We start from the raw sequence: 25,520 nt of genomic DNA, 5'->3' as shown, positions 1-25,520 counted from the left end.
TGATCGATCGTGATTGTTCTTGTGCTTAATTTCGGTTCTCAAGCTATAGTGAGAATGTATTGCGCCTCTATATCTGTCTCATTGCCGCGTTACTTCCCGCATTACTCGACAACAAAATAGTACCGGTCCTTCAGAGGAGACGTTCAGATGCGCCGTTTTCACTCTCTTGCCCTGGCGGGAGCGCTTGTCGTCACCGCCTTCATAGCCACGGCCTGCACCACGACGGAGCAAAGCCGCGATGCCCGCATGCCGCTGAACTCGGCCTGCGCCTATGGCTTCAACAACGACCGGCCGTGCAGCTATTGAGGTGGCGGGGTGAAGCGTATCTTTAGCGGTCAATTGGCAACTCATCCGGCCTGCGCTACACAAAGCCTATGATCCAAGCTCTTCTCGTCGCCGTCGGCGGCGCCATCGGTTCCGTGCTTCGCTATTTCGTCGGCCAGTGGTCGTTGCGGCTGATGGGCCCGAACTTTCCGTGGGGAACGCTTGTCGTCAATGTTGTGGGATGTTTCGTCATCGGTGTTTTCGCGGAGCTGATCGCGCGGCGTTTCAATGCGTCGAACGAATTGCGGCTTTTGCTGATCACCGGCTTTCTCGGTGGCTTCACGACGTTCTCCGCCTTTTCGCTGGATGCTATCTCGCTGATCGAGCGCGGGGCGATGGCGTCGGCGGCGGTCTATATGGTGGCGAGTGTCGGGCTGTCGATGGCGGCGGTTTTTGCCGGGCTTGCGATCATGCGGGCGTTGATCTGAGAGGGGGATCTGACGTCCTCTGAGATTCAGGTTTCCGTTTTTGCGTAAAATGCTCTAAAGCCAGCGGCAAAGGCCGCGCCTGGTGCCGGCAACTCTTTCCGAAAGTACAGACATGGCTGGCATTGAACATATTACCGTCGAAGCCGACGAGGCGGGCATGCGCCTCGATCGTTGGTTCAAGATTCACTATCCCGGCCTCGGATTCGGTCCGCTGCAGAAGCTGATGCGCTCCGGCCAGGTGCGTGTCGATGGTGGTCGCGTGAAGACCGATGCGCGCGTGCAGCCGGGGCAGGTGGTGCGTGTGCCGCCGCTCGATGTCGATGCCAAGAAGGCCGGGCCGATCGCCAGCCATGATCTCAAGCATGGCGGCGACTACGAGCTGCTGCAGCGCATGGTGCTGCATGAGGACGACAAGGTGATCGTGCTCAACAAGCCGGCCGGCCTTGCCGTGCAGGGCGGTTCCGGTGTGACCCGCAACATCGACAAGATGCTGGAGGCCTGGACGAGCCCGAAGGGCGAGAAGCCGCGGCTGGTTCACCGTCTCGACCGCGATACGTCGGGCGTGCTCGTCATCGCCCGTACGCGCGGTGCGGCGCAGAAGCTGACGGCGGCGTTTCGCGAGCGCGATACCAAGAAGACCTACTGGTCGCTGGTGAAGGGCGTGCCGCGCAAGCACGAGGACAAGATCTCGACCTGGCTGGTGAAGGAACAGACGCCGGATGGAGACCGTATGCGGGTCTGCAAGCACGGCGAGGAGGGCGCCGATCACGCGATCTCCTATTACAAGGTGCGCGAGACGGCGGCGCAGAACCTCGCCTGGCTGGAGATGGAGCCCTATACCGGCCGCACGCACCAGCTGCGCGTCCACGCGCTCCATATCGGTCATCCGATTATTGGTGACCCTAAATATTTCGACGACGACCACAACTGGGATTTCCCCGGCGGCATCCAGAAGCGTTTGCATCTGCACGCCCGCAAGATCGACATTCCGCATCCGAATGGCGGGCGCCTGCGGGTGACCGCGCCGCTGCCGCCGCACATGGTTCAGACCTGGAACCTGCTCGGCCTCGATCTGGCTGAGGCTGACCGGGAAGATTTCGAATGAATTCGGGAATGAAGCTGGCATTGTTCGATTGCGACGGCACGCTGGTCGATAGCGCCGCGCTGATCCATGAGGTGATGGCGCGGACCTTCGTGCATTTCGGTCATGACCGGCCCGAACTCTCGCAGACCAAGGCGATCATCGGCCTGACGCTCGATATCGCCATTGCGCGCATGCTGGGCAAGCCGCATGTGGACGACGAGGCGGTGGCGATGACGGCGCATTACAAGGCGATCTACGCCGATGTTCGCGCCGAAGCCGGCGTCGACGTGCCGCTGTTTGATGGCATCAGTGAGCTGATCCGCACGCTGGCGGAAAAGGACGAGGTGCTGATCGGCGCCGTGACCGGCAAGTCGCGTCGCGGGCTGGTGCATGTTCTGGAGACGCACGGATTTTCCCGCGATTTCATCGTGTCGCGCACCGCCGACGATTGCCCGTCGAAGCCGCATCCGGCCATGGTGACGGAATGCTGCAGCGAAACGGGGATGAATCCCGCCGATACCATTGTCATCGGCGACGCGATTTACGATATGCAGATGGCAAAGGCTGCGGGCGCCACGGCGATCGGTGTCAGTTGGGGTTATGCCAGCGTCGAAGACCTTGTCGCGGCCGGCGCCGATACCATTGCCTATCATCCGGCCGATATTCTGAAGCATTTTTCCTGAGGTGAGCCATGCGTGATCTGTTGAACGACCTGTCCGAGGGGCTGAGCCATCCCGATCCGATCCGCCGCGCGCAGATCCAGATGAAGAAGCCGCTGCCGAAGCGCTTCTACACGGACGTCTCGGTGAGCGAGGCGCAAGGCACCGAAGCCGGCTTCGTCGTGGAACTCGACGGCAAGGCTGTGCGCACGCCGGCCCGCAATCTCCTGGCGGCTCCGACACGCAAGCTTGCCGAGTTGATGGCCGACGAGTGGAAGGCGCAGGGCGACGAGATCGATCCTGCATCCATGCCGTTGACCAAGCTGATCAACACGGCGATCGACGGTGTTGCAACGGACACGCAGGCGGTCTTCGAAGACATCCTGCGCTTTTCCGGCACCGACATGCTCTGCTACCGCGCCGAGGGGCCGGAAGAGCTGGTGGCGCGGCAGACGAAGCTCTGGGATCCGGTGCTCGATTGGGCGTCGAACGCGCTCGGCGCGCGCTTCATCCTCGCCGAGGGCATCGTGCATCAACAGCAGCCGCAGAGCGCGATTGCCGCGTTTTCGGCGGGGCTGCGCAAGCACGACAATGCGATCGCGCTCGCGGTGCTGCACACGATCACGACGCTGACGGGATCGGCGCTGCTGGCGCTGGCTTTTGCAGAAGGCGAGCTCGACGAAAACGAGGTGTGGTCGCTGGCGCATCTCGAAGAAGACTGGACGATCGAGCACTGGGGCAGCGACGAAGAGGCGGAAGAGCGCCGCGCGCTGCGTTTCATCGATTTTCTGGCGGCCACGCGTGCTTTTTTGGCACTGAAGGGCTGAAATAGATTGCCATGACCGTCTTTATGGCGAAGATCGCGACTCTTAATGGGGTGGACGCGGTTTTTCGTCATGAATATGTTTCAGTCGGTTATTTCAAAAATTTTACTGTCTTTTATCGCGCTCGTTTCGGGTTTGGCGCTGATTTCCTGCGGCTCGCTGATGCACAAGGAGCCGCCGGGACCAATTTACGACGTACGCAGCGCCGTGGTCCTATCCGGACCGAAAGTGCCGCCCGCGGTGCTCGCGGGCGTGGGTGATCGCGTCAACAAGGCGATCAATGCCACGGTTCGCACCGAGGTCTATCCGCGCGTCGTGCTCACCATCCGCGTCGTCTCCGTCACCACGGGGCAGGGATACGACAAGAGCCAGAGTTCTGCGAATGTTACCGTCGATGCGGCTTCCGTCGACGATGGCACTGTCATCGCCGTGTCGAAATTCGATGTGCTCAGCCGCTCGAACCTTTCGGACGCATCCGACGAAATTCTTGCTGAAAACATAGCAGCGCGTATCCGGTCGATCTTCACGCTCAGCCCGGGCTCGGAATAAGCGCGCCGTAACGGGAGGTCGCCTTGAAGGAAATTCTCGAAGAGCTCGAACGCCGCCGTGACATCGCCCGCAAGGGTGGCGGGGAGGCCAGGATCGAGGCGCAGCACAAGCGTGGCAAGCTGACCGCGCGCGAGCGCATCGATCTCATTCTCGACGAGGGGTCCTTCGAGGAGTTCGGCATGTTCGTCGAACACCGCTCCAACGATTTCGGCATGGAGAAGAGCCGGATCGCCGGCGATGGCGTGGTGACCGGCTGGGGCACTGTCAATGGCCGCACGGTCTTCGTCTTCGCCAAGGATTTTACCGTCTTCGGCGGCTCACTGTCCGAGGCGCATGCCGAGAAGATCATCAAGGTCCAGGACATGGCGCTGAAGAATCGCGCGCCGATCATCGGGATCTATGACGCCGGCGGCGCGCGCATCCAGGAGGGCGTGGCAGCACTCGGCGGCTATGCCGAGGTGTTCCAGCGCAACGTGCTCGCCTCGGGCGTCATTCCGCAGATCTCGGTCATCATGGGGCCTTGCGCCGGCGGCGACGTCTATTCGCCTGCGATGACCGATTTCATCTTCATGGTGCGCGACACCTCCTACATGTTCGTGACCGGCCCTGACGTCGTCAAGACCGTGACCAACGAGACGGTGACGGCGGAAGAGCTCGGCGGCGCCTCGGTGCACACGACGAAATCCTCGATCGCCGACGGCGCCTATGACAATGATGTCGAAGCGCTGCTGCAGGTGCGCCGGCTGATCGATCTGCTGCCGCAGTCGAACACCTCGCCGGTGCCGGAAATCGAATGTTACCAGTCGGTGACCGAGACGGATGCATCGCTGGATACGCTGGTGCCCGCCAATGCCAACAAGCCTTACGACATCAAGGAACTGATCCTGAAGACGGCGGACGAGGGGGATTTCTTCGAGATCCAGGCGAGCTTCGCCAGGAACATCGTCTGCGGCTTCGGCCGGATCGAGGGGTCCACGGTCGGCTTCGTCGCCAACCAGCCGATGGTGCTGGCCGGCGTTCTCGATAGCGACGCGTCACGCAAGGCCGCCCGCTTCGTGCGCTTCTGCGATTGCTTCAATATCCCGATCGTTACTTTTGTTGACGTGCCGGGCTTCCTTCCGGGTACGGCGCAGGAATATGGCGGGTTGATCAAGCACGGGGCGAAGCTGCTCTTTGCCTATGCCGAGGCGACCGTGCCGAAGCTGACCGTCATCACCCGCAAGGCGTTCGGCGGGGCTTACGATGTCATGGCGTCGAAGCATATGCGCGGGGATCTGAACTATGCCTGGCCGACGGCGCAAATCGCCGTGATGGGCGCCAAGGGTGCCGTCGAGATCATCTTCCGCAAGGATATCGCCGATCCTGAAAAGATCGCCGAACATACGAAGATGTACGAGGAGCGGTTCCTCTCTCCCTTCGTGGCGGCCGAGCGAGGCTATGTCGATGAGGTGATCATGCCGCACTCGACCCGCAGACGGTTGGCGCGCGGATTGAAGATGCTGCGTAACAAGGATCTTACCAATCCCTGGAAGAAACACGACAATATTCCCCTCTAAGGTGAATAAGTCGTGGAAAATCAATGAAAATCAAGCGGATGTGATGGGAGCACTAAAAATCGTGACTTCTCTGTTTTCAACCAGATCGCTAACGCTCCTCTGTCTTTTGACCTAAGGAGAGTTTTATGCCCCGTTTCGAACGCCTTAACGCGTACCAGCCGTACGCATTGGCCGCGCTCCGCATCATCACCGCTCTGCTCTTCATCGAGCACGGCACGATGAAGCTTTTCGCCTTCCCGATTCCCCAGGGTGAAGGCGGTCCGCTGCCGCCGCTGATCCTTTTCGCCGCTCTGCTTGAGACCATCGGCGGTCTGGCGATCCTCGTCGGCTTCTTCACCCGTCCGATCGCCTTCATCCTGTCGGGCCAGATGGCGGTCGCCTACTTCATGGCGCACCAGCCGCGCGGCTTCTTCCCGGCCGAGAACGGCGGCGAAGCGGCAATCCTGTATTGCTTCGTCTTCCTGGCCCTGGTGTTCACCGGCGCCGGCGCTTTTGCGATCGACAAGAACAAGGCGTGATCTGACGGCCGCGGGCCCGTCCCGCGGCGCGGTCTGATCAGGCAACATAAAGGATGCGCCGGGGACGAGCGCATCAACCGATCGGCCCCTCTCGGGGCCGATCGTGTTTTCAGCATTTATCAGCCGAGACGCTCGGCGTGCCACTTCAGGTGATCGTCCATGAAGGTCGAGATGAAGTAGTAGGAGTGGTCGTAGCGTTCGTGCATGCGCAGCGTCAGCTTTATGTCGGTGTCCTCGATCGCCTCTTCGAAGAGCCAGGGGCGCAGGCCGTTTTCCAGGAAGCCGTCGGCCTTGCCCTGGTCGATCAGGAATTCCGGGAAGCGTGCGCCATCCTTGACCAAGGCGCAGGCATCGTACTGACGCCATGCGGCGCGGTCTGAGCCGAGATATTTTTCGAAGGCGGGGGCGGACCAGTCGGCGGTCGAAGGCTCGACGATCGGCGCGAAGGCCGAGCAGCTCTTGAAGCGGCCGGGGTTCTTCAGTGCGATGGTCATGGCGCCATGGCCGCCCATGGAATGGCCGAAAATGCCCTGGCGATCCATATCCATGCGGAAGTGCGGGCGGATGAAGGCGGGCAGTTCCTCGGTGATGTAGGTGTACATCTGGTAGTTTTCGGCCCAGGGCTTTTCGGTGGCGTTCAGATAGAAGCCGGCGCCCTTGCCCATCTGCCAGTTGGTCAGTTCATCCGGCACGTCGTTGCCGCGCGGGCTGACATCGGGGCAGACGATGATCAGGCCGAGCTCGGCTGCCATGCGGCGATACTCGCCCTTTTCCATGACGTTGGCGTGGGTGCAGGTGAGGCCCGAGAGATACCACAGAACCGGGCAGGGCTTTTCGATCGCCTGCGGGGGCACGAAGACCGCGAAGGTCATGTCGCACTTCAGGGCATCGGACGTATGCGTGAAGACGCCCTGCATGCCGCCAAAGGCGGTCGCCTGGGATAGGATGTTCATTCTATTCTCCTGGTGGTGGGGTGACGGCCTTGGCGCGGCGGCACAGCCGATCGAATGTTTCGAGGAAACGGGAGCGGTCCTTTGGACCGAAGGCGGCGTTGTAGCCCTTGCTTTCGCCGGTTTCGCGCAGATGCGCGCCGAGATCGCGCATGGCGGAGGCCATGCCGATATTGGTGTCGTCGAAGACGCGGCCGGTGGGGCCGGTGACGAACGCGCCCGTCGCAACGCAACGCACGGCGAGCGGAACGTCGGCGGTCACGACGACGTCGCCCGGGCCGGCATGTTCGGCGATCCAGTTGTCGGCAGCGTCGAAGGCGTTGGAAACGATGACGTTGTGCACCATCGGATCGCGCGAGGGGCGCAGGCCGGAGTTGGCGACGAAGGTCACTTCGATGCTCAGCCGCTCTGCGACCTTGAGGACCTCGGGCTTGACCGGGCAGGCGTCTGCGTCAACGTAGATATGGTGCATGGGTGTTTGTCGGTGTCCTGTAGTGTCAGTCTTCAAAGAAGCGGTGATAGTCTCGCGCGGCATGTAAGAGGCGGACCAATTCTATGCCCGATCCATCGGAAATGGGTTCATAGACCACGATATATTGTCTGAAAGTAAAAAGCCGGAGGTTTGGGAACTTCGGAAAACGGGTTACGCCAAGAAATGGATTGTCGGCAAATATCTGTGCCCGATCTTCAAGCCTCAACGCGAAGTCATCCGCCCGAGATTCGCTATCCTTGGCAATGAAGTTCCAGGCATCAAGGGCATCCAAAAGGAACAGCCGTCGACGACGTATCGTGCCGCGGCTCATATCTTTCCGGTTCGGAACTTGACGAGGAGGTCCTTCATCGGCTCCATCGGCTCCGAAGGGCCACTGGCTAGCCCTTTTTCGATCTCGGCCTCGAGCCCGGCAATAAATGCCGCCGCTTGCCGTTCACGCTCTTCGACCAAGCGAAGCCCCGTCGACACAACGTCGTTCGCGCCGTCGAAACGGCCAGTCTCGACCAAACGATCGATGAGATCCTGCTGTTGTTTTGTTAGAGACAAGGCGGATGTTGCGGACATGCGTGGTCCCTTGGTTTGTCGTTGGCTGCAGCTTATCAAATCGACACAGCCGGCGCTTCCTAAAAATACATGGATTGGCGTGCGAAGGCGCTGCGCGCGGCCGGCGCGCAGCGGGTTTCACGGTGAGCTCGATCCTCACGCCTCCTTCAGCGTGCCGGCCTTCTTCGCGGCGAAGGTCGCGAGTACATCCATCAGCGTCGGGTTCAGGCAATCGTAGGGCGCAAGCCCGAGCTCGTTCAAGCGGCCGCGAACGCCTGACATCGCCGAAGGTGGCGTGCCGCTCTCGATGATCGAGGAGACGAAAGCGGCGAAGGTGGGTTCGGGCCAGCCGGATTCCTGGAAGCGCTCGGGGTGGACGAAGGACAGTCCCTTGAAAGCGTGGTCGCGCTCGACGGGGCCGTACATGTGAACGCCGCATTCCTTGCAGGCGTGGCGCTGGATCAGCGCGTCCTTGTCGACGACCGCGAGCTTGTCGCCATTTTCGAGAACGCTGACGTTGTCTGTCGAGGCGACAGCGACCACCGAGAAGGCGGAACCTTTCGGCTTCCAGCACTTGGTGCAGCCGCAGGCATGGTTGTGGGCGACCGTGCCCTTGACCGAGACTTTTACCGGGCGGCTGGCGCAGGCGCAGACGAGCGTGCCGCCCCCGAAATTCGCCTGGCCCTTCTTGACCCCGCCATCGAGCGCGGGGTGGATCGATACCTGGTATGCCATGCTCAGCTTCTCCTCCTCAGCTGCCGGTGGCTCCCAAATCAGGACCGATTTGTGAAAAAGCCGCCGGCCATTTCAAAGTCGTGCCGCATTGCGTGGTGGGTCTGTCGTGGCGTGGAATGTCGAATGCAAATCTAACAAACCGGCCCTGTGAAAACCAGCGAATCCGCATGGTGGGGTTTGTCGGTTTCTGCCGGCATGCGCTGATCATATCGGCCCCTGTCGACCCTGACAGCCACGCGATTTTCAGGCTGCGCTACCTCTTTCGTTTCATATTGCCTAACGCTCCAAAGTGGAGCATGTTTCGCGCACTCAGCGAAACCGTGTGAATTTTCCTACAACTTATTGGAGGTAATTATGCTTGCCATCAACGACATTGCTCCAGATTTCGAGGCGCAGACGACCGAAGGCACGATCAATTTTCACGATTGGATCGGCAGCTCTTGGGCGGTCCTGTTTTCGCATCCCAAGGATTTCACGCCGGTATGCACCACGGAACTCGGTTACATGGCGAAGATCAAGCCGGAGTTCGACAAGCGCGGCGTCAAGATCATCGGCCTCTCCGTCGATCCGCTGGATCGTCACGACGGCTGGATGAACGACATCGAGGAAACGCAAGGGACGCGCCCTAACTACCCGATGATCGCCGATGTCGATTTCAACGTCTCCAAGCTCTACCACATGCTGCCGGCAGCCGTGTCGGGTGATCCGACCGTCCGCACCGCGGCCGACAACCAGACGGTTCGCAACGTCTTCGTCATTGGTCCGGACAAGAAGATCAAGCTCATCCTCGTCTACCCGATGACGACGGGCCGCAACTTCGACGAAGTCATCCGCGTCATCGATTCCTTGCAGCTGACCGCCAAGCACAAGGTCGCGACGCCGGCCAACTGGCAGAACGGCGGCGACGTCATCATTGCCGGTTCGGTCTCCGACGAGGACGCGAAAAAGCAGTATCCTGACGGCTGGGTGTCGCCCAAGCCCTACATCCGCATCGTCCCGCAGCCGAAGGGCTAAGCTCGACGCGGGACATCGATATCGGACAGAACGCAGGAGGCGAAGATGATCTTCCGTCAGCTTTTCGACCCCGCATCCAGCACCTACTCCTACCTGATGGCAAGCAGGCGGGGCGGGGAGGCGCTGATCATCGATCCTGTGCTTGAAAAGGTCGATCGCTACCTGCAGCTCATCCATGAACTCGACCTGAAGCTGGTCAAGGCCGTGGACACGCATCTGCACGCCGATCACATCACCGGTCTTGGCGCCTTGCGCGACAAGACCCACTGCACGACCGTCATGGGCGAGCAGACGAAGGCCGATGTTGTCTCGATGCGCCTGTCCGACAATGACAGGCTGACGATCGAGGGCCTGTCGCTCGATGTCATCTACACGCCTGGTCATACCGACGATAGCTACAGCTTCGTCCTTCCAGACCGTGTCTTTACCGGCGATACGCTGCTGATACGCGGCACCGGCCGCACCGACTTCCAGAACGGCGATCCGCGCGCCCAGTTCGAATCCATCTTCGGCCGCCTGCTGAAACTGCCGGATACGACCCTGGTCTACCCTGCCCACGACTACAAGGGCGACACGGTCTCGACGATCGGCGAGGAGAAGGCCTTCAACCCGCGCCTGCAGGTGCGCTCGGCCGATGAATATGCCGATCTGATGAACAATCTGAAGCTCGCCAATCCCAAGATGATGGACGTGGCGGTGCCGGCCAACATGAAGATCGGCATGGATCACCACGACGTCGACAGCCACGGATGGTCATTGAGCGTCCGGCAGGTCTTTGATCTGATGGGCAGGCCCGATGTTGCGCTGATCGACCTGCGCGAGGATAGCGAACGCCAGCGCCACGGCGTTATCCCGTCATCGCTGCATTTTCCCTATCCGGCGCTCGCTGAAAGCATCAGCGCCGGCGGCGTTCTGCATGAACTGGGTGTCTCGACCACCAAGCGCCTGGTCTTCTACTGCGCCTTCGGCGAACGCTCCGCCATGGCCGTGCAGGCCGCGCACGACGCCGGCATCGCATCCGCCTGCCACATCGAAGGCGGCATCGATGCCTGGAAGAAGGCCAACGGGCCGGTCACCCACTGACCTTCTTTATCTTATGAACAGAGCGGCCTGATCAGGCCGTCTTCGCTACCGGCACTGTCTCGCCGAGCCACGTCGCGCAGTCGCTCAGCGCCCGCTTGGCGATCAGCTGCCGCTTCATGATCGTCTTGTCCTTGCCGCGAAAGCGCTTCACGCCCTCCGGCTTGACGATCGAGCCCGGCTCGAGCTCCGGAAACAGCCCGAAATTGATGTTCATCGGCTGGAAGGAGCGCTTGCCCGGTTCCTCGTCATTGCTGATATGCCCGCCGGTGATATGGCCGAGCAGCGAGCCGAGCGCCGTCGTCACAGGTGGCAGCGACACCGCTTCGCCCTTGCGCTCGGCAGCTGCGAACCGGCCCGCGAGCAGGCCGACGCTGGCGCTTTCGACATAGCCCTCGCAGCCGGTGATCTGGCCCGCGAAGCGCAGGCCCGGCCGCGACTTCAGCGTCAGCGAACCGTCGAGCAGCGTCGGTGAGTTGATATAGGTGTTGCGGTGCAGGCCGCCGAGACGGGCGAACTCGGCATTCTGCAACCCCGGGATCATCTTGAGGATCTCGGTTTGTGCGCCGTATTTCAGCTTCGTCTGGAAGCCGACCATGTTGTAGAGCGTGCCGAGCGCATTGTCCTGGCGCAGCTGCACGACGGCATAGGCCTTGACCGTCGGATTATGCGCGTTGGTGAGCCCCATCGGCTTCATCGGTCCATGGCGCAGCGTCTCGCGGCCGCGCTCTGCCATGATCTCGATCGGCAGGCAGCCGTCGAAATAGGGAGTGCCTTCCCATTCCTTGAAACCGACTGTGTCGCCGGCGATCAACGCATCGACGAAGGCATTGTACTGCGCTTCGTCCATCGGGCAGTTGATGTAATCCTTGCCCGTGCCGCCAGGGCCGACCTTGTCATAGCGCGACTGATACCAGCAGATATCCATGTCGATGCTCTCGCGATAGACGATCGGCGCGATGGCATCGAAGAAAGCGAGCGCATCAGCACCCGTCTCGGCCTGGATGGCGCTCGCAAGCGACGGCGCCGTCAGCGGGCCGGTGGCGACGATCGCCAGATCCCACTCCTTCGGCGGAAGACCAGTGATCTCCTCGCGCACCACTGATATCAGCGGATGATCGTGCACCGCGCGGGTGACGGCTTCCGAGAACCCGTCGCGATCGACAGCCAGCGCGCCGCCGGCCGGCACCTGGTGCTTGTCGGCGCACGCCATGATCAGCGATCCCGCCATGCGCATTTCCGCATGGATGACGCCGACGGCATTGGCGGTCGCGTCGTCCGAGCGGAACGAGTTGGAACAGACGAGCTCGGCCAGATGGTCCGTCTTGTGAGCATCGGTGCCGCGCACGCCGCGCATCTCGTGCAGGATGACGGGAACGCCGGCGTTTGCGATCTGCCACGCGGCTTCGGAGCCCGCGAGCCCGCCGCCGACGACGTGGATGGGAGAATGGGAAGAGGTCTGGGTCATGCGCGGCTGATTATCACGCCGCGCCATCACAGCAAACTGGATATTGGCAGGAAACCGGATATTTGAGCAGCATCTGCTGTACCCCGGTCACCCCACCATTCTCTAGAGATCAAGCTCCAGCCGCGTCTCACCCTTGGCCGGAACCGCGCAGCAGATCAAAGCCTCGTCGTCTGCAACCTCGGCCGTCGGCTCCCTGGTGTAGGCAACCGTACCCGACAGCACCTTGGTCCGGCAGCTACCGCAATTGCCGAGCCGGCAGCTGAATTCCGGCTGCAACCCGCGCGCCTCGGCAAGTTCCAGCAACGTCCCGCCCTCCGGCTCCCACCGCGCCTCCTTGGCCGATTGCGTGAAGTAGACAGGCACCGGCACATCCGCCGCCGCCCGAGCCTGCACCGGGGCAGCCTCGGCCGAAACGCCACCCGATCGCGCAACCGATGCCACGCCGAAAGCCTCGGCATGGATCCTGGGATCGGCGACGTTCAGCCCGCGCAGCCCGTCATAGACCGACTGCATGAAACCCGGCGGGCCGCAGAGGTAGAAGTCGTAATCGTTGAACGGCAGCACGGCGCGCAACAGCGCCATGTCGATCCGCCCCTGCGCCTCATAGTCTCGCCCCTCGACCGCACCGGAGACATCCCCAAGCAGCCGGACCAACCTGACTGCACCGCCAGAAGCCGCGACAAGCGCTCCAATCTCATCGTCAAACGCGCGCTCGGCCTTGCTGTGCGCGGAATAGAACAGCCACACCGGCCGCATCCCGCGCTTGCGGAACCCCTCGTAGACGACATGCCTGAGCATGGCGAGCAATGGCGTGATGCCGATGCCGGCCGCCAGCATCACCGCCGGCCGCGGCTCCGCCGCATCGATGCCGAACGTGCCGCCAGGCGCACGCGCCTCGATGATGTCGCCGACACCGATGTTGTCGTGCAGATGGCGCGAGACGACGCCCTCCCGCTTGACGCTGATGCGGTATCGGTTATCGGACGGCGCGACCGACAGCGTATAGGTCCTGATCAGCGGCCGATCCTCGCCGGGGACAGTCACGCGTATCGGCAGATATTGCCCGGCCGCATGCGCGATCAGCCCGCCGCCATCGACGGGCTCCAGGTGAAACGAGCGGATGCCGGCGCTCTCATCGACAATGCTTGCCACCCGGAGCGGCCGCCAGCGGCTCGCCATCTCGGCGGCGCTGATACGCCCGGCCGCCGCCGTCCAATCGCCGGTCATCAGCGCGTTCGGCGATTGCCCGTCGGCGCGCGCGTTCCACCGAAGCGGCAGCGCATCCGCCCGATAGACGACCCGATGCGGGCGGAAGCGCCACAGACGCTCCGCACCCTGGAAGGCGGCGATCTCGGGCGAATCCAGGATGACTTCGGCATCACCAGACAATTGCAGCAGATCGCCGCTGTCGAAATCGACGAAGACGAGGCCGGCGCGGCCATTGATAAGGATATTGCCAAGCGTATTGAAGAACAGATTGCCGGCGAAGTCGGGGATCGTCAGAACCCCATCCTCGCCGATCCGCACGAAGCCCGGCTTGCCGCCCCGGTGCGAAACATCCACCTGCCGCTCGCCATCTTCGCGATCGGCATAGGACGCCACGAAGAACGTATCCGATTTCGAGATCAGTGCCATCGCCCGCGCGTCCAGCGTCTCCGAAACGACGGCCGGCACGGCAGAGGAGAGCTCAGGCTCGCGGCTGAAGCCGAAATCGCGCAGCTGGATATATTGCGGGCAGTTGCCATAGGACTGGCCGACGGTGACATCGAAGCGATCCGCTGAGCTGCGTGCGATCGTGCCGTTCAGCCGGTTGCGCCGGCGCGTCTGCAGCTCGATCCCGAGCATGCCGATCGCATTGCCATCCTCCATCCCACGATCGGCCGGATCGGCGGGCTCGCGCGGCAGCTTGACGCTCAGCGTGTGCACATCCGGACTGTCGAGGAACCCAGGATAGTTCGCCCGCAGCGTCGCCCAGGCGTCACCATCTCTATCCACCGTGCCGAGCACGATGAAGGGGAGCTGCGGGTAGAACTGGCGGTGTTGCTCGATCAGGTGGTCGCGCAGCACGCGCGCGCCCACATCCTTCATGCGCGCCGCGACGCCGGCCTTTTCCTGCAGGGCAATCTCCCCGTCATGCCACGGGGAAGGCTTTTCAGTCTGCTTCAAAGCAAGCATGACATTCTCCTTCGCGGATTTGTGAGGATCGGCGGCGGCGCGTGGCCTGTCTCAGGCCGCGTCGGGAATACCGATCGCTGTCTTCTGGAATGGGCGGAATCCGGGCAGCGCCTCGATACGCTTCAGCCAGGCGCTGACATTGCCGTAGCGGAAGCGATCGACATTCCCCTCCGGCGCGCGGGCGATGTAGCTGTAGAGCGCGACGTCGGCGATCGTCGGCCGATCCGCTGCGATCCATGCCTTGCCCGCCAGTTCCGCATCGATCAGCGCCAGAATACGGTGCGCGCGTCCGATCACCTCTTCGGTGTCGAAGCTCGCGCCGAACACCGTGACCAGCCGCGCGGCGGCGGGGCCATAGGCGATCTCGCCGGCAGCGACCGAAAGCCAGCGCTGAACGGAAGCGGCGCCCACGGCATCCTCCGGCAGCCAGTCCGGCGCATGCTTCTTGGCGAGGTAGACCAGGATCGCATTCGAATCCGCAAGCACCAGCCCGTCGTCGTCGAGAACGGGGATCTGCCCGAACGGGTTGAGCGCCAGGAAAGCGGGCTTCTTGTGCTCGCCACCGGCGAGATCGATGTCGACAATCTCGGCGTCGATCCCGGCAAGTGAGATGAACAGGCAGGCGCGGTGCGCATGGCCGGAAAGCGGGTGCGAATAGAGCTTCATGGAACTGGTCTCCGTTGATGTTGGCGGAGAGAATAATTGTTCCTGATTTCGTGCGGAATTTCGATTATTAGAAAGGGACTGTTTCTCTGTGTGGAATAAAGGTGGCGATATGGATCGGCTTCAATGCATGAAAGTCCTGGTGCGGGTGTCCGAGACGGCAAGCTTTGCGGAAGCGGCACGCCAGCTGCATATGAGCCCGCCCGCCGTCACCCGCGCCGTGGCTTTTCTCGAGGATGCCACCGGCGCGCGCCTCTTCGTGCGGTCGACGCGATCGGTCAACCTGACCGAGGCCGGCCGACGCTATGCCGATGATTGCAAACGCATTCTGGCCGAGATCGACGAAGCCGAGGCCTCCGCCGGCGGCTCGCACGCGACGCCATCAGGCATGCTGACGATCACCGCGCCCGTGCAGTTCGGGCAGCTGCACATCATGCCTGTCATGACGGAGTTTCTCGATATCCATAAGGGCGTGACCGGCCGTGTTCTGCTCTTCGACAGGATCGTCAGCCTGGTGGAGGAGGGGATAGACGTCGCGATCCGCATCGGCCGCCTGCAGGATTCCGACCAGACGGCGATCAAGGTGGGCAGTGTCCGCCGCGTCGTCTGCGGCGCGCCCTCCTATTTCGAACGCCACGGCGAACCGAAGACACCCGCCGATCTCGCCAACCACGCCACCATCGTCAACACCGGCTCGTCGGCACCCCTCGACTGGCACTTCGCTCCCGACGGCGCCGCCGCCACGCTGCATCCGCGCCTCTACTGCAACACGGTCGACGCCGCGATCGCCGCCTCGGTCACCGGCTGGGGACTATCCCGCCCGCTCTCCTACCAGGTCAGCCGGCACGTTGCTGCAGGCCAGCTGCGTCTGGCGCTCGAAGATTACGAGGAGCCGCCGCTGCCGATCCATGTGGTTCACGCCGAGGGCCGCCACGTGTCGGCCAAGACACGGGCCTTCGTGGACTTCGCGGTGGCGAAGTTGCGGGCGTTGGAGATGTAGGTGGGGAGGGTGTATCTCAAACGCGAAAACGGCGCCTTGTGGGCGCCGTTTTGGGTACTTCAGGCGTTCCGCTATTAGCGGAAAGCGCGCGAAGCGATGTTGTGGATCTGGTAGCGGCTTACGCCGATGTCAGCCAGGGCCTGGTTGGAGAGGCTGCCGAGTTCGCTAAGGGTACGGCGGTAGCTAATCCAGCTCTTTGCAATGCGGATCGGGTTCATGGGTAGTTCCTCAAGATCAGTTCAGTGAGCGGCGCGATTGCCGTCTCAGTGGTTGACGCTGATATAGGTGATCCCGGTCATATTGTGCAGTGCATTTATTAGGCTCCTGCCATGCAATTGTGCAGTACGATGCACAGATAAAGCGCAAGTGTCACTTTTTGAGCAGGCGGAACACTTGGGTGCGGTGCAACCTAGGCGTTAATGAGACGTTAAGACAAAAGAAAACGCCCGTTGCCTGGTGGCAGCGGGCGTCTTGGTGGGGCGATTGGCTTGGGAGGAAGCGAACCGCCCTGAGATCAGCGAAGATATTAGCGAACGGCGTCGCGAGCAACACGCTGGATGTCGGCGCGGTCGATACCGAGGTCGTGCAATTCGCGGTTGGTCATGCGGCCGAGTTCGGTAACCGTCTGACGATACTTGCGCCAGTTGTTGAAAGAGCGAGAAATGTTCATGTCGATCCCCTTTCCGAGGGCTTGCGTCTGCCAGCTGCCGCCTATCGGCGCTGACCTCTATTTGATGAGCTGAATATATATTGCACTGCGAAGAGCTAACAGAGACAAGAATTCAACGCACATATGCAGCGGCTGCATCTCTCAAGCTGTAAATCGCACGATTTGGCCACGTTCTGGTCAATCAATAGGCAAAAAGCGCAATCCAGCGGCGGCGGGGCGTGTGAGCTGCCCCATGCGGGCCAAAACGAAGACGCCCACCGGATGCGCAATCCGGCGGGCGTCCATACGTATGACCGGCAACTGGGAGGAGGATGTTGCAGGTCGATCGGGGTGTTTGGAGGGGGAGGATAGATCCAAATCCCGATCCTATCGGCGGAAATCATATCCGAAGGCGTCCGGTAATCCGGTCCGGGTACATCCCGGCTGCGCGCATGCTCAATGGTTTTGAGTAAGAGTGCGATGCAGTATCTTGGCCGTCTCCATGCGCAATATGCATGGCATGACGTAGCGTAAGGGCAAAGTCTTGCCGGGCAATTAACGGTAGCTCCGAATGTCTGTGCCGAAAGGGTCTGTGAAGGAAATAACAAGGAGCCGTTTCCTCAATCGCCAAACCGCGTCTATAAGGTTGAAAATGAGGCGCGCCGGAGGGCTGTTTGCGCGCGATTTGCGGGGTAGGGCATGTATCGCGGACGTCTGGAGAGGGATTTGTCGCAGTGGGTCGGCAAGGGGTTGCTCACCGAGCAGACCGCCGATGCGCTGCTCAAGGAATATGACGGGCGACCGGCAAGCTTCAGCCTCGGCAATGTGCTGATGATCCTCGCCGCCATCCTGCTCGGCGCCGCCATTCTGCTGGTCGTCGCGTCCAGTTGGGAGGCGATACCGCGCCTCGTCAGGATGTTCTTCATCCTTGCGCTGATCTGGTCGGTCCATCTCGGCGCCGGTGCTGCCCTTGTCCGCGGCCAGATCGCCGCCGCCAACGCGCTGCTCGTCATAGGGACGCTCACCTTCGGCGGCGCCATTTCGCTGGTCGGGCAGATGTATCACCTGTCGGGTGACGAGCAGACGGTCATGTATCTCTGGTTCGCCATGGCCGTGGTCTCGGCCGTGCTGTTCCGCTCAGGCGTGGTGTCGGGCGTGGCGGGCTTCCTCGCCTGGGGCAGCTTCGGTCTCTATCTCAGCGGCTCCGACATGCGCCTGATGACACTTGATTCATGGGCGGCGCCCGTCATGGCGGCAATCGTCGTCGCCTTGGTGCGCTACACCGGCGCCGGCCGCGTGCGTCATCTGGCCTATCTGCTGCTGCTTGGCTGGCTCGCCTGGCTCTACACGCTGAATTCCGACCTGTGGCTGGCGCTGATCTATGTCATCGGCGGCATGGCGGTCTTCGTGCTGGTCAGCCTGCCGGTGGCGCGCCTGTCCTCGCTGATCAAGGGTGCCGGTGCCGCACCCGCCTTCTATTCCTTCCTGCTTGCCGTCATCGGCCTGTTCCTGCTGCATGTCGAGCTCGATGCCAGTAAATGGGTTCTCCCGCTCGGCATCGTCACGCTTGCCGCCTCCGTCCTGGCGATCGCGCTGCAAGGGCGTGACAACGGCGCCGTCCGCTATCTGGCCTATACGGTCTTCGCCGTCGAAATCCTCTATCTCGGCTCGGTAACGGTTGGTTCGATCCTCGGCACCTCGGGGCTCTTCCTCTGCTCCGGCCTATTCGTCGCTGCCGTTGCATGGATCGTCATCCGTCTCGAACGACGATTTGCCGGCAAGGCCAGGGAGGCGGTCCAATGAGCATATTCTCCTTCAAGGGCTATTCGAAACGCCGCTGCGTCACCGCCGCTGTCACCGTGGCGCTGCTGCAGACGGCCGTGCTCGGCTATATCGTCCAGAGCCGCGCCTCCGTCCTGCGCAACGGAACGCAGGTGCTGTTGAAGACCGCGCCCGTCGATCCGCGCGACTTCCTGCGCGGCGATTACGTGGTGCTGAACTACGACATTTCGTCCGTGCCCGTCTCCTCGATAACAGGCGCCATGCCAAAGGAGGCCGCCGAGCGTAGCCTCTGGGTGCGTCTGAAGCCGGGCGAGGGCGGTTTCTGGCAGATCGCCGAATCATCCTTCGACAAGCTCCCGCCAGCCGACGGTACGGCCGTCTTGCACACCCAACCCTTCTATAGCTACGGCGAGACCTCGCAGGCCGAAACCATCCGCGTCGAATACGGGATCGAGCGCTATTATGTTCCAGAAGGCGCCGGACATGCGCTGGAAGAGGCGCGCCGCGACGGCCAGGTGTCGATTGCTGCAAGCGTTGGCGCCAATGGCATGGCGCAGATCAAAAGCCTGCTGGTGGATGGCAAGCCGGCCTATGAGGAGCCGCTTTACTGAGTTTGACCGGTTGCGGGCGCAAGTCCGCGCGGCGGCGGGAAAAATCACTGTCATTTGACCTTCATTTTTCCTTTGCCTCCTCCAAATCGGGTGATATAGAGACGCCGCGCTCCGGAAGGCCTCATGTGCAGGCATATGCATGCGGTTTTTGAGAACGCGGGTATGGTGAAATTGGTAGACACGCCAGATTTAGGTTCTGGTGCCGCAAGGCGTGGGAGTTCAAGTCTCTCTACCCGCACCAAAGCTGGCTTGCAGGCGAGGGACCGAAAACGGTGCCCCTCGATTGCCCGGAGCCAAGCGCCGTTCCGCTCACGCAGAACGAAGAAGAATTGAGAACAAGCCACGCCCGGCACTTTCCGGCGTCGTGCTCATCGAAACGAACGGCGTCTGGGCACGGCCGCCACGAATTGAAGGTAGGAAGACATGCAGGTTATCGAAACGCTCGCTGAAGGGCTGAAGCGCGAAATCAAGGTCGTAATCCCGGCCAAGGACATGGAAACCAGGATGAACGAGCGTCTTGCCGACGTGAAGGACAAGGTCCGGATCAACGGCTTCCGTCCGGGCAAGGTTCCGGCCGCTCACCTCAAGAAGGTTTACGGCAAGTCCATCATGGCCGACCTCGTCAACGAGATCGTCCGCGAACAGCCGACTTCCATTCTCGCCGAGCGCGGCGAAAAGTCCGCCACGCAGCCTGAAATCGCGATGACGGAAGACAAGGACGAAGCAGAACTGATCCTGTCGGCTCAGAAGGATTTCGAGTTCACGCTCTCCTACGAAGTTCTGCCCCCGATCGAACTGAAGTCCGTCAAGGGCGTCAAGATCACCCGCGAAGTCGTTGATATCTCCGACGAGGAAGTCAACGAGCAGGTTCTCAAGGTCGCTGAAAGCGCCCGTTCCTACGAGACCAAGAAGGGCAAGGCCGCTGACGGCGACCGCATCACCATGGACTACGTCGGCAAGGTCGACGGCGTTGCCTTCGAAGGCGGCACCGACCAGGGCGCCGAACTCGTTCTCGGCTCGGGCCGTTTCATCCCGGGCTTCGAAGAACAGCTCGTCGGCACCAAGGCTGGCGACGAAAAGACCATCAACGTCACGTTCCCGGCTGACTACCCGGCCAAGAACCTCGCTGGCGCTGAAGCCACCTTCGACGTTACCGTTAAGGATGTTGCTGCTCCTGCCGACGTTGAAATCAACGACGAACTTGCTCAGAAGCTCGGCCTGGAATCGGCTGACCGTCTGAAGGAAATCGTTCGCGGCCAGATCGAATCGCAGTACGGCTCGATGACCCGCCAGAAGGTCAAGCGTCAGATCCTCGACCAGCTCGACGAGATGTACAAGTTCGAAACCCCGGCTTCGCTCGTCGACGCCGAGTACAACGGCATCTGGAACCAGGTCGCCAACGACCTCGCACAGTCCGGCAAGACCTTCGAAGACGAAGACACGACGGAAGAGCAGGCTCGCGAAGAGTACAAGAAGCTCGCTGAACGCCGCGTCCGCCTCGGCCTCGTTCTCTCCGAAATCGGCGAAAAGGCCGGCGTCGAAGTGAGCGAAGACGAAATGCAGCGCGCCATCTATGAGCAGCTGCGTCAGTATCCGGGCCAGGAAAAGCAGATCCTCGAATTCTTCCGTAGCCAGCCGGGTGCGGCCGCTTCGATCCGCGCGCCGATCTTCGAAGAGAAGGTCATCGACCATCTGCTGACCGAACTCGACGTCACCGACAAGAAGGTCACCAAGGAAGAGCTGCTCGCCGACGACGAAGGCGAAGGCTCCGAGAAGGAAACCAAGAAGGCCGCTCCGAAGAAGAAGGCTGCTGCCAAGGCTGAAGCCGCTGAAGGCGAAGAAGCTGCTCCGAAGAAGAAGGCCGCTCCGAAGAAGAAGGCTTCCGAGGAAGGCGCCGAGTAATCTCCGGCCAATCGATCCAACGAAAAACCCCGCTTCAAGCGGGGTTTTTTGTGCTCAAAATTTGCGGTCGGGCAACGCCGGCTCAGCCCGCCCGATGCGCATGCGTGAGCTCGTTGACCTTCTTGATATGCGAGACCGCCGCCTGTCCGCCCGCCGTCTTGGTGAAAAGCTCCAGCGTCTCGTCCTCGTGGTCACCGACAGGTGTCAATGCCTGGTCCATATAGGTCTTGGCATTCTTGTCGCGTGAAATCATGAAGGCGGTGACCGCCAGCCGCGCGATGGTGCCGCCGAGCTTCAGATGCTTGGAAATCGTCTCGCCGACGAAGCGCGGCCAGAAGACCAGTGCGCTCTCGCGCGGCAGGTCCGGCCGGCGCTCCGAGGGATGTTTCAACCGCAGCAGCCCGCTCTGCAGCGGATGCACGTTTTCCAGCGGCACGGTGGTGGCGAACGACACCAGCACCTTGACCAGCCGCGCCAGCGGCACCCCCGTCGCCACCGCCCGGCGCAGCAGCGTCTTCATATGCTCCGGCGAATAGTAGAGCGACCAAGCCTCCTGATAGATGCTCTCCCACTCCTGCTTGCTCATCTTCGGATGGTCGGTGCAGACATGCTCGACATCGTAGATGTTGAGATCCGGATCCATCGCCACGCCCTTGCGGAACAGCGTCTGGTGATCTTCGGAGCCGGGCAGTGGGGTCAGCACGAAGAACTCGATTACATCCAGCGGCAGCTCGTGCTGGATGATCGCGATATCGCGACGAATCGATTCCGGCGTATCGGCCGGGAAACCAAGAATGTAGCCGGCGAGCGTCATGATGCCCTGCGCCTTCCAGGCGAGCAGCATCTTGCGGTATTCGGTGATCTTGTTCTGGTTCTTCTTCGCCGCCGTCAGATTGTCGGGGTTGACGTTCTCCAGCCCGATGAACACGCGGGTGACGCCGGCGCGCTTCGATTTCTCGATGAAATTGGGGATCTTGTGGCACAGCGTGTCGACCTGGATCATCAGGCCGAGCGGAATGCCATCCTTTTCACGCAGCTGGATCAACCGGTCGAAGATTGCTTCCCAATCCTTGTTGCGGGCGAAGTTGTCGTCGGTGATGAAGAACTTGTGGATGCCCTGCGCCCAGTTCATCCGCACCAGCTTCTCGACATCATCAGCAGTGCGGAAGCGCGACTTGCGGCCCTGCACGTTGATGATGGTGCAGAAGGAACACTGATAGGGACAGCCGCGCCCGGCATCGAAGCTGGTGCTCAATCCAAGCGTCTGCGCGACATTGACCTTCGGCAGGAACGGAACCGCGGCCCCTTCGATGCTCGGCAGGTCGTTCATGAAATTGTAGAGCGGCGCCAGCGCACCCGATGCCGCGTCCTGCAGCACCTTCTCCAGCCGCCCCTCGACTTCGCCGGCGAACATCGAGATGCCCATCTCGCGGCATTCGTCCAGGCCCACGGCGTGCCCGTCGAGCATCGAGAGACAGCCGGAGACGTGAAAGCCGCCCATCGCAACAGGAATGCCGGCATCGCGGAAAGGCCGGGCGATATCGAGCGCGCGCGGATACTGGTTCGATTGCACGCCGACAAGCGCGACCATGCCGAAATTGCCGTTGGCCTTCAGTTGCCGCAGCAATGCTGAGGTGTTCACCCGCGTATTGGTTTCGTCGATAACGGTGATGTCGATGTCGACACCGGGGCCGAGCACTTGCCGCTCGGCGCAATCGGCGGCAATTCCGTAGAGCGCCGCCAGCGAGTTGGAGGGGATCATCGCCCGCCACCAGCGGATCACATAGCCATCGTCGTCGTAGTGCGACGGCTTGATGAGGATGAGCTGGAAATTCCGGTCAGTCTTCTCGGATAGTTCGCGCACGGTCACTCGCTGATTAGAGAGTCCCCCAGTGACATGAACGCTATCAGACGCAGCCGATTATACAAGCTGCGCCTATTACGAGGTTGTCAGGCGTCGAAACGCCCTCGTGGAGCCCGTGAACAAATGGGCTGATGTGCTTGATTGTGCTTACGGCCACGGCGGATGCGCGTGAAGCGAAGAGCTCAAAGCTCCGACTTGATATCGCCCATCCGGTTCCAGGCATCGAGGCCGGCGATCTTGTAGGCTTCGGCGAGAGTCGGGTAGTTGAACGTGTTCTCGACGAAATACTCGACCGTTCCCTTGAGGTTCAATACGGCCTGGCCGATGTGCACCAGCTCGGTTGCGCCTTCGCCGACGATATGGACGCCGAGCAGGCGGCGCGTCTTCAAGGAGAAGATCAGCTTCAGGAGACCGGTATCGAGGCCCATGATATGGCCGCGCGAAGTCTCGCGGAAACGGGCAATGCCGCATTCATAGGGAATGCCGCGTTCCTTCATCTCTTCTTCCGTCAGGCCGCAGGTCGAAATCTCCGGTACGGCGTAGATCCCGTAGGGGAAGTATTTCGGCGGCTCCTTGGCGACGGCGCCGACGGCGACGCGCGCCGCGATGCGGCCCTGTTCCATCGAGGTGGACGCGAGGCTCGGGAAGCCGACGACGTCGCCCGCCGCGTAAATGCCGGGCACCGATGTCTCGAACGTCTCGGGATTGACCTTCAACCGGCCACGGCCATCGGCCTCGAGGCCAGCCGCCTTCAGGTTCAGCGCATCGGTGGCGCCCATGCGGCCGGCCGCGAAGAGAACCATGTCTGTCACCAACCGGCGACCATTGTCGAGAATGAGCTCGACCTTGCCGTCATCGAGCTTCGTGACCTTCTCCGCCTTGGTGCCGAGCATGATCTTCATGTTGCGGTCGCGCAGCTGGTAGGTGAAGTCCTCGACGATTTCCTTGTCGATGAAATCGAGCATCGTCGACTTTGGATCGATCAGCGTGACGGCGGTGTCGAGCGCGCTGAAGATGGTGGCATATTCGATGCCGATGACGCCGGCACCGATGACGACCATGGAGCGCGGCAGTTCCTCGATATCGAGCAGTTCGTCGCTATCGAGCACCGTCTTGTTGTCGAAGGGGATATAGTCTGGACGGAACGGCTTGGTGCCGACGGCAAGCAGGATGCTGGCGGCCGAGACGCGCATGACCTCGCCGTCGTCCTTGACGATCTCGAGCGTCGAGGCATCGATGAAGCTCGCCTTGCCGCGCAGATGCTGAACGCGGTTGCGGGCGAACTGGTGCTCCAGCACCTCGACTTCATGATCGAGCGTGATCAGCAGGCGGCGGCGAAGGTCCTCGGCGCTGATCTCTTGCTTGACCCGGTAGGCCTTGCCGTAGAAGCCGCGCTCGCGCCAGCCGGAAAGATTGAGCGCCGTTTCGCGCAAGGTCTTCGAGGGGATGGTGCCGGTATGGACCGAGACGCCGCCGACGCGCTTGCCCTGCTCGATGACGAGCACCTTCTTGCCGAGCTTGGCGGCCTGGATAGCACCACGGCGACCGGCCGGGCCGCTCCCCACAACAACGAGATCGTATTGAAACATGGAAGCGGGCCCCGGTTGAAAAGCTGGAATCATATTGCGACGCAAAATGGCGCGTTCACACGTATCCGGTCAATGTTGCAGATTGATTTACGGCCGAATATTAGGAATGAGCGAGACGAAATAAGGGCGGCAGTGCCGGTGCTGCGGGATGGTTCGTCATAAAGACGGCCATCGACGATGAGAAAGAACGGGTCACTTCAGAATAGCGGATCCGGCCCGAGCGGGGAAAATCCACGGCCGGCGTTTTCAGATCAGCCGCAATCCCTTGAGGCTGGCATGGCCGTCCTTGCCGATGATGATGTGGTCGTGCACGGTGATCCCGAGTGGCTTGGCGGTATCGATGATCATCTTGGTCATGTCGATATCGGCACGCGACGGGGTAGGGTCGCCGGACGGGTGGTTGTGCACCAGAATGATCGCGGTGGCCGAAAGCTCCAGCGCGCGGCGCACCACCTCGCGCGGATAGACTGGCGTGTGGTCGACCGTGCCATGCCCCTGGACTTCGTCGGCGATCAGCGCGTTGCGCTTGTCGAGGAACAGGATGCGGAACTGCTCACGCGTTTCATGCGCCATGGCGGCGTGGCAGTATTCGATCACCGACGACCATGACGACAGCACCTGCTTGCCGCGCAGCTCGCTCTTCAGCGTCCGGTGCGCGATGGTCGAGATCAGCTTCAGGTCCAGCGCCACAGCCTCGCCAACGCCCTTCACCTCCTGCAGCAGCGCGATCGGGGCGCCGAAGACGGCGGCGAGCGAGCCGAAGCGGTCGAGCAGCGCCTTGGCGATCGGCTTGGTATCGCGGCGCGGGATCAGCCGGAACAGCATCAGCTCCAGCATTTCGTAATCGGCAAGCGCGGTATCGCCATGATCGCGGAAGCGCTGGCGCAGCCGTTCGCGGTGGCCGTGGTAATGCTCTTCCTTGGCGGGCGAGGGCCGGAGTGCGGCGGGCTTGCCGGCCTGCTCGGCGAAGAAGGACCGCTCGTCCATGCCATCGTCCTCATCCGCCGCGAAAGGCAGCTCCAGGTCTTCGGAATGGGGAACCGGTCCTTTTGCCATCAGC

Annotated in this window: 27 protein-coding genes and 1 tRNA gene; 15 read left to right on the top strand and 13 right to left on the bottom strand. The window is 61.7% G+C overall.

Features of this window, described 5'->3' with window-relative positions:
• Positions 1-147 precede the first annotated feature (147 nt).
• The 8 genes from ACODTZ_RS12825 to ACODTZ_RS12790 all read left to right on the top strand — a co-directional run bounded on the left by ACODTZ_RS12825 (position 148) and on the right by ACODTZ_RS12790 (position 5,942).
• Entirely contained in the window at positions 148-306 is a 159-nt protein-coding gene (locus tag ACODTZ_RS12825; RefSeq protein ID WP_489026168.1) for a hypothetical protein, read from the top strand.
• A 68-nt stretch (positions 307-374) separates the two neighbouring features.
• The gene (crcB, locus tag ACODTZ_RS12820) at positions 375-752 is read left to right on the top strand and encodes a fluoride efflux transporter CrcB (RefSeq protein WP_209190559.1); all 378 of its coding nucleotides are present in this window, start codon (positions 375-377) and stop codon (positions 750-752) included.
• Between the two features lie 112 nt (positions 753-864).
• Positions 865-1,857 (top strand): RluA family pseudouridine synthase, encoded by a 993-nt coding sequence (locus tag ACODTZ_RS12815; RefSeq protein WP_018902332.1) that lies wholly within the window; start codon positions 865-867, stop codon positions 1,855-1,857.
• A gap of 8 nt (positions 1,858-1,865) precedes the next feature.
• Positions 1,866-2,519 carry an HAD-IA family hydrolase gene (locus ACODTZ_RS12810; protein ID WP_489026230.1) on the top strand — a complete coding sequence of 218 codons (654 nt, stop codon included), beginning with the start codon at positions 1,866-1,868 and terminating at the stop codon, positions 2,517-2,519.
• Between the two features lie 8 nt (positions 2,520-2,527).
• Positions 2,528-3,322 carry an ATP12 family chaperone protein gene (locus ACODTZ_RS12805; protein ID WP_489026165.1) on the top strand — a complete coding sequence of 265 codons (795 nt, stop codon included), beginning with the start codon at positions 2,528-2,530 and terminating at the stop codon, positions 3,320-3,322.
• A 69-nt stretch (positions 3,323-3,391) separates the two neighbouring features.
• Positions 3,392-3,868 (top strand): hypothetical protein, encoded by a 477-nt coding sequence (locus ACODTZ_RS12800; RefSeq protein WP_489026163.1) that lies wholly within the window; start codon positions 3,392-3,394, stop codon positions 3,866-3,868.
• A 23-nt stretch (positions 3,869-3,891) separates the two neighbouring features.
• On the top strand, positions 3,892-5,424 hold the full coding sequence (locus tag ACODTZ_RS12795; protein WP_209233463.1) for an acyl-CoA carboxylase subunit beta: 1,533 nt from the start codon (positions 3,892-3,894) through the stop codon (positions 5,422-5,424).
• 125 nt (positions 5,425-5,549) lie between these two features.
• Positions 5,550-5,942, top strand: a complete 393-nt coding sequence (locus tag ACODTZ_RS12790; RefSeq protein ID WP_489026160.1) for a DoxX family protein — start codon at positions 5,550-5,552, stop codon at positions 5,940-5,942.
• A gap of 119 nt (positions 5,943-6,061) precedes the next feature.
• On the opposite strand, the gene fghA is transcribed toward ACODTZ_RS12790, so the two are convergent.
• The 5 genes from fghA to gfa form a co-directional block, all read right to left on the bottom strand.
• Complete coding sequence (gene fghA / locus ACODTZ_RS12785; protein ID WP_489026158.1) at positions 6,062-6,895, bottom strand: S-formylglutathione hydrolase; 834 nt, start codon at positions 6,893-6,895, stop codon at positions 6,062-6,064.
• A 1-nt stretch (position 6,896) separates the two neighbouring features.
• Complete coding sequence (locus ACODTZ_RS12780) at positions 6,897-7,364, bottom strand: YaiI/YqxD family protein (protein ID WP_047512089.1); 468 nt, start codon at positions 7,362-7,364, stop codon at positions 6,897-6,899.
• A 25-nt stretch (positions 7,365-7,389) separates the two neighbouring features.
• Positions 7,390-7,695 carry a type II toxin-antitoxin system RelE/ParE family toxin gene (locus ACODTZ_RS12775; RefSeq protein ID WP_112983105.1) on the bottom strand — a complete coding sequence of 102 codons (306 nt, stop codon included), beginning with the start codon at positions 7,693-7,695 and terminating at the stop codon, positions 7,390-7,392.
• Positions 7,692-7,949 carry a type II toxin-antitoxin system ParD family antitoxin gene (locus ACODTZ_RS12770; protein WP_047512087.1) on the bottom strand — a complete coding sequence of 86 codons (258 nt, stop codon included), beginning with the start codon at positions 7,947-7,949 and terminating at the stop codon, positions 7,692-7,694. Before ACODTZ_RS12770 ends, ACODTZ_RS12775 begins: the two co-directional genes overlap by 4 nt.
• 135 nt (positions 7,950-8,084) lie before the next feature.
• Positions 8,085-8,663, bottom strand: coding sequence for an S-(hydroxymethyl)glutathione synthase (gene gfa / locus ACODTZ_RS12765; protein WP_489026155.1), 579 nt, complete (start codon positions 8,661-8,663; stop codon positions 8,085-8,087).
• Positions 8,664-9,017: 354 nt separating this feature from the next.
• Here gfa and ACODTZ_RS12760 point away from each other — a divergent pair, with 354 nt between their 5' ends.
• Entirely contained in the window at positions 9,018-9,677 is a 660-nt protein-coding gene (locus ACODTZ_RS12760) for a peroxiredoxin (RefSeq protein WP_047512084.1), read from the top strand.
• Between the two features lie 45 nt (positions 9,678-9,722).
• On the top strand, positions 9,723-10,760 hold the full coding sequence (locus ACODTZ_RS12755; protein ID WP_018900069.1) for an MBL fold metallo-hydrolase: 1,038 nt from the start codon (positions 9,723-9,725) through the stop codon (positions 10,758-10,760).
• Positions 10,761-10,791: 31 nt separating this feature from the next.
• On the opposite strand, the gene trmFO is transcribed toward ACODTZ_RS12755, so the two are convergent.
• From trmFO to ACODTZ_RS12740, 3 genes are all read right to left on the bottom strand, one after another.
• On the bottom strand, positions 10,792-12,225 hold the full coding sequence (trmFO, locus tag ACODTZ_RS12750) for a methylenetetrahydrofolate--tRNA-(uracil(54)-C(5))-methyltransferase (FADH(2)-oxidizing) TrmFO (protein ID WP_489026152.1): 1,434 nt from the start codon (positions 12,223-12,225) through the stop codon (positions 10,792-10,794).
• A 102-nt stretch (positions 12,226-12,327) separates the two neighbouring features.
• On the bottom strand, positions 12,328-14,400 hold the full coding sequence (locus tag ACODTZ_RS12745; RefSeq protein ID WP_489026150.1) for a 2Fe-2S iron-sulfur cluster-binding protein: 2,073 nt from the start codon (positions 14,398-14,400) through the stop codon (positions 12,328-12,330).
• A gap of 51 nt (positions 14,401-14,451) precedes the next feature.
• Positions 14,452-15,066, bottom strand: a complete 615-nt coding sequence (locus tag ACODTZ_RS12740) for a glutathione S-transferase family protein (protein ID WP_489026148.1) — start codon at positions 15,064-15,066, stop codon at positions 14,452-14,454.
• Positions 15,067-15,175: 109 nt separating this feature from the next.
• Between ACODTZ_RS12740 and ACODTZ_RS12735 the strand changes: the two genes are divergently transcribed.
• The gene (locus ACODTZ_RS12735; protein ID WP_489026146.1) at positions 15,176-16,063 is read left to right on the top strand and encodes a LysR family transcriptional regulator; all 888 of its coding nucleotides are present in this window, start codon (positions 15,176-15,178) and stop codon (positions 16,061-16,063) included.
• 74 nt (positions 16,064-16,137) lie between these two features.
• Here ACODTZ_RS12735 and ACODTZ_RS12730 read toward each other — a convergent pair whose 3' ends face one another.
• Positions 16,138-16,281 (bottom strand): DUF1127 domain-containing protein, encoded by a 144-nt coding sequence (locus ACODTZ_RS12730; protein WP_018900063.1) that lies wholly within the window; start codon positions 16,279-16,281, stop codon positions 16,138-16,140.
• 308 nt (positions 16,282-16,589) lie between these two features.
• Positions 16,590-16,733, bottom strand: coding sequence for a DUF1127 domain-containing protein (locus ACODTZ_RS12725; RefSeq protein WP_018900062.1), 144 nt, complete (start codon positions 16,731-16,733; stop codon positions 16,590-16,592).
• Positions 16,734-17,411: 678 nt separating this feature from the next.
• Between ACODTZ_RS12725 and ACODTZ_RS12720 the strand changes: the two genes are divergently transcribed.
• The 4 genes from ACODTZ_RS12720 (at position 17,412) to tig (ending at position 21,007) form a co-directional block, all read left to right on the top strand.
• Positions 17,412-18,515, top strand: coding sequence for a DUF2157 domain-containing protein (locus tag ACODTZ_RS12720; RefSeq protein WP_489026144.1), 1,104 nt, complete (start codon positions 17,412-17,414; stop codon positions 18,513-18,515).
• The gene (locus ACODTZ_RS12715) at positions 18,512-19,105 is read left to right on the top strand and encodes a GDYXXLXY domain-containing protein (protein ID WP_489026142.1); all 594 of its coding nucleotides are present in this window, start codon (positions 18,512-18,514) and stop codon (positions 19,103-19,105) included. The genes ACODTZ_RS12720 and ACODTZ_RS12715 overlap by 4 nt, the downstream gene beginning before the upstream one ends.
• A gap of 156 nt (positions 19,106-19,261) precedes the next feature.
• Positions 19,262-19,346: transfer RNA gene (locus ACODTZ_RS12710), tRNA-Leu, on the top strand.
• Positions 19,347-19,528: 182 nt separating this feature from the next.
• Positions 19,529-21,007 (top strand): trigger factor, encoded by a 1,479-nt coding sequence (gene tig, locus ACODTZ_RS12705; protein ID WP_489026140.1) that lies wholly within the window; start codon positions 19,529-19,531, stop codon positions 21,005-21,007.
• 82 nt (positions 21,008-21,089) lie between these two features.
• On the opposite strand, the gene ACODTZ_RS12700 is transcribed toward tig, so the two are convergent.
• From ACODTZ_RS12700 to radC, 3 genes are all read right to left on the bottom strand, one after another.
• Positions 21,090-22,871 carry a B12-binding domain-containing radical SAM protein gene (locus ACODTZ_RS12700; protein ID WP_489026139.1) on the bottom strand — a complete coding sequence of 594 codons (1,782 nt, stop codon included), beginning with the start codon at positions 22,869-22,871 and terminating at the stop codon, positions 21,090-21,092.
• 182 nt (positions 22,872-23,053) lie between these two features.
• Positions 23,054-24,460, bottom strand: a complete 1,407-nt coding sequence (gene sthA / locus ACODTZ_RS12695) for a Si-specific NAD(P)(+) transhydrogenase (protein ID WP_489026137.1) — start codon at positions 24,458-24,460, stop codon at positions 23,054-23,056.
• 246 nt (positions 24,461-24,706) lie between these two features.
• Entirely contained in the window at positions 24,707-25,516 is an 810-nt protein-coding gene (gene radC, locus ACODTZ_RS12690; RefSeq protein WP_112983095.1) for a RadC family protein, read from the bottom strand.
• Between the last annotated feature and the right edge of the window lie 4 nt (positions 25,517-25,520).

This window comes from Rhizobium sp. FG113 (assembly GCF_057809895.1).
The sequence above is the reverse complement of the archived record's forward strand: the minus strand, read 5'-3'. Positions and strand labels throughout refer to the sequence as shown.

What these genes read in the sequence shown, in the direction of transcription:
- ACODTZ_RS12825 (WP_489026168.1), top strand. Translation starts at nt 148, where the DNA reads ATGCGCCGTTTTCACTCTCTTGCCCTGGCGGGAGCGCTTGTCGTCACC.
- crcB (WP_209190559.1), top strand. Translation starts at nt 375, where the DNA reads ATGATCCAAGCTCTTCTCGTCGCCGTCGGCGGCGCCATCGGTTCCGTG.
- ACODTZ_RS12815 (WP_018902332.1), top strand. Translation starts at nt 865, where the DNA reads ATGGCTGGCATTGAACATATTACCGTCGAAGCCGACGAGGCGGGCATG.
- ACODTZ_RS12810 (WP_489026230.1), top strand. Translation starts at nt 1,866, where the DNA reads ATGAAGCTGGCATTGTTCGATTGCGACGGCACGCTGGTCGATAGCGCC.
- ACODTZ_RS12805 (WP_489026165.1), top strand. Translation starts at nt 2,528, where the DNA reads ATGCGTGATCTGTTGAACGACCTGTCCGAGGGGCTGAGCCATCCCGAT.
- ACODTZ_RS12800 (WP_489026163.1), top strand. Translation starts at nt 3,392, where the DNA reads ATGAATATGTTTCAGTCGGTTATTTCAAAAATTTTACTGTCTTTTATC.
- ACODTZ_RS12790 (WP_489026160.1), top strand. Translation starts at nt 5,550, where the DNA reads ATGCCCCGTTTCGAACGCCTTAACGCGTACCAGCCGTACGCATTGGCC.
- fghA (WP_489026158.1), bottom strand. Translation starts at nt 6,895, where the DNA reads ATGAACATCCTATCCCAGGCGACCGCCTTTGGCGGCATGCAGGGCGTC.
- ACODTZ_RS12780 (WP_047512089.1), bottom strand. Translation starts at nt 7,364, where the DNA reads ATGCACCATATCTACGTTGACGCAGACGCCTGCCCGGTCAAGCCCGAG.
- ACODTZ_RS12775 (WP_112983105.1), bottom strand. Translation starts at nt 7,695, where the DNA reads ATGAGCCGCGGCACGATACGTCGTCGACGGCTGTTCCTTTTGGATGCC.
- ACODTZ_RS12770 (WP_047512087.1), bottom strand. Translation starts at nt 7,949, where the DNA reads ATGTCCGCAACATCCGCCTTGTCTCTAACAAAACAACAGCAGGATCTC.
- gfa (WP_489026155.1), bottom strand. Translation starts at nt 8,663, where the DNA reads ATGGCATACCAGGTATCGATCCACCCCGCGCTCGATGGCGGGGTCAAG.
- ACODTZ_RS12760 (WP_047512084.1), top strand. Translation starts at nt 9,018, where the DNA reads ATGCTTGCCATCAACGACATTGCTCCAGATTTCGAGGCGCAGACGACC.
- ACODTZ_RS12755 (WP_018900069.1), top strand. Translation starts at nt 9,723, where the DNA reads ATGATCTTCCGTCAGCTTTTCGACCCCGCATCCAGCACCTACTCCTAC.
- trmFO (WP_489026152.1), bottom strand. Translation starts at nt 12,225, where the DNA reads ATGACCCAGACCTCTTCCCATTCTCCCATCCACGTCGTCGGCGGCGGG.
- ACODTZ_RS12745 (WP_489026150.1), bottom strand. Translation starts at nt 14,400, where the DNA reads ATGCTTGCTTTGAAGCAGACTGAAAAGCCTTCCCCGTGGCATGACGGG.
- ACODTZ_RS12740 (WP_489026148.1), bottom strand. Translation starts at nt 15,066, where the DNA reads ATGAAGCTCTATTCGCACCCGCTTTCCGGCCATGCGCACCGCGCCTGC.
- ACODTZ_RS12735 (WP_489026146.1), top strand. Translation starts at nt 15,176, where the DNA reads ATGGATCGGCTTCAATGCATGAAAGTCCTGGTGCGGGTGTCCGAGACG.
- ACODTZ_RS12730 (WP_018900063.1), bottom strand. Translation starts at nt 16,281, where the DNA reads ATGAACCCGATCCGCATTGCAAAGAGCTGGATTAGCTACCGCCGTACC.
- ACODTZ_RS12725 (WP_018900062.1), bottom strand. Translation starts at nt 16,733, where the DNA reads ATGAACATTTCTCGCTCTTTCAACAACTGGCGCAAGTATCGTCAGACG.
- ACODTZ_RS12720 (WP_489026144.1), top strand. Translation starts at nt 17,412, where the DNA reads ATGTATCGCGGACGTCTGGAGAGGGATTTGTCGCAGTGGGTCGGCAAG.
- ACODTZ_RS12715 (WP_489026142.1), top strand. Translation starts at nt 18,512, where the DNA reads ATGAGCATATTCTCCTTCAAGGGCTATTCGAAACGCCGCTGCGTCACC.
- tig (WP_489026140.1), top strand. Translation starts at nt 19,529, where the DNA reads ATGCAGGTTATCGAAACGCTCGCTGAAGGGCTGAAGCGCGAAATCAAG.
- sthA (WP_489026137.1), bottom strand. Translation starts at nt 24,460, where the DNA reads ATGTTTCAATACGATCTCGTTGTTGTGGGGAGCGGCCCGGCCGGTCGC.
- radC (WP_112983095.1), bottom strand. Translation starts at nt 25,516, where the DNA reads ATGGCAAAAGGACCGGTTCCCCATTCCGAAGACCTGGAGCTGCCTTTC.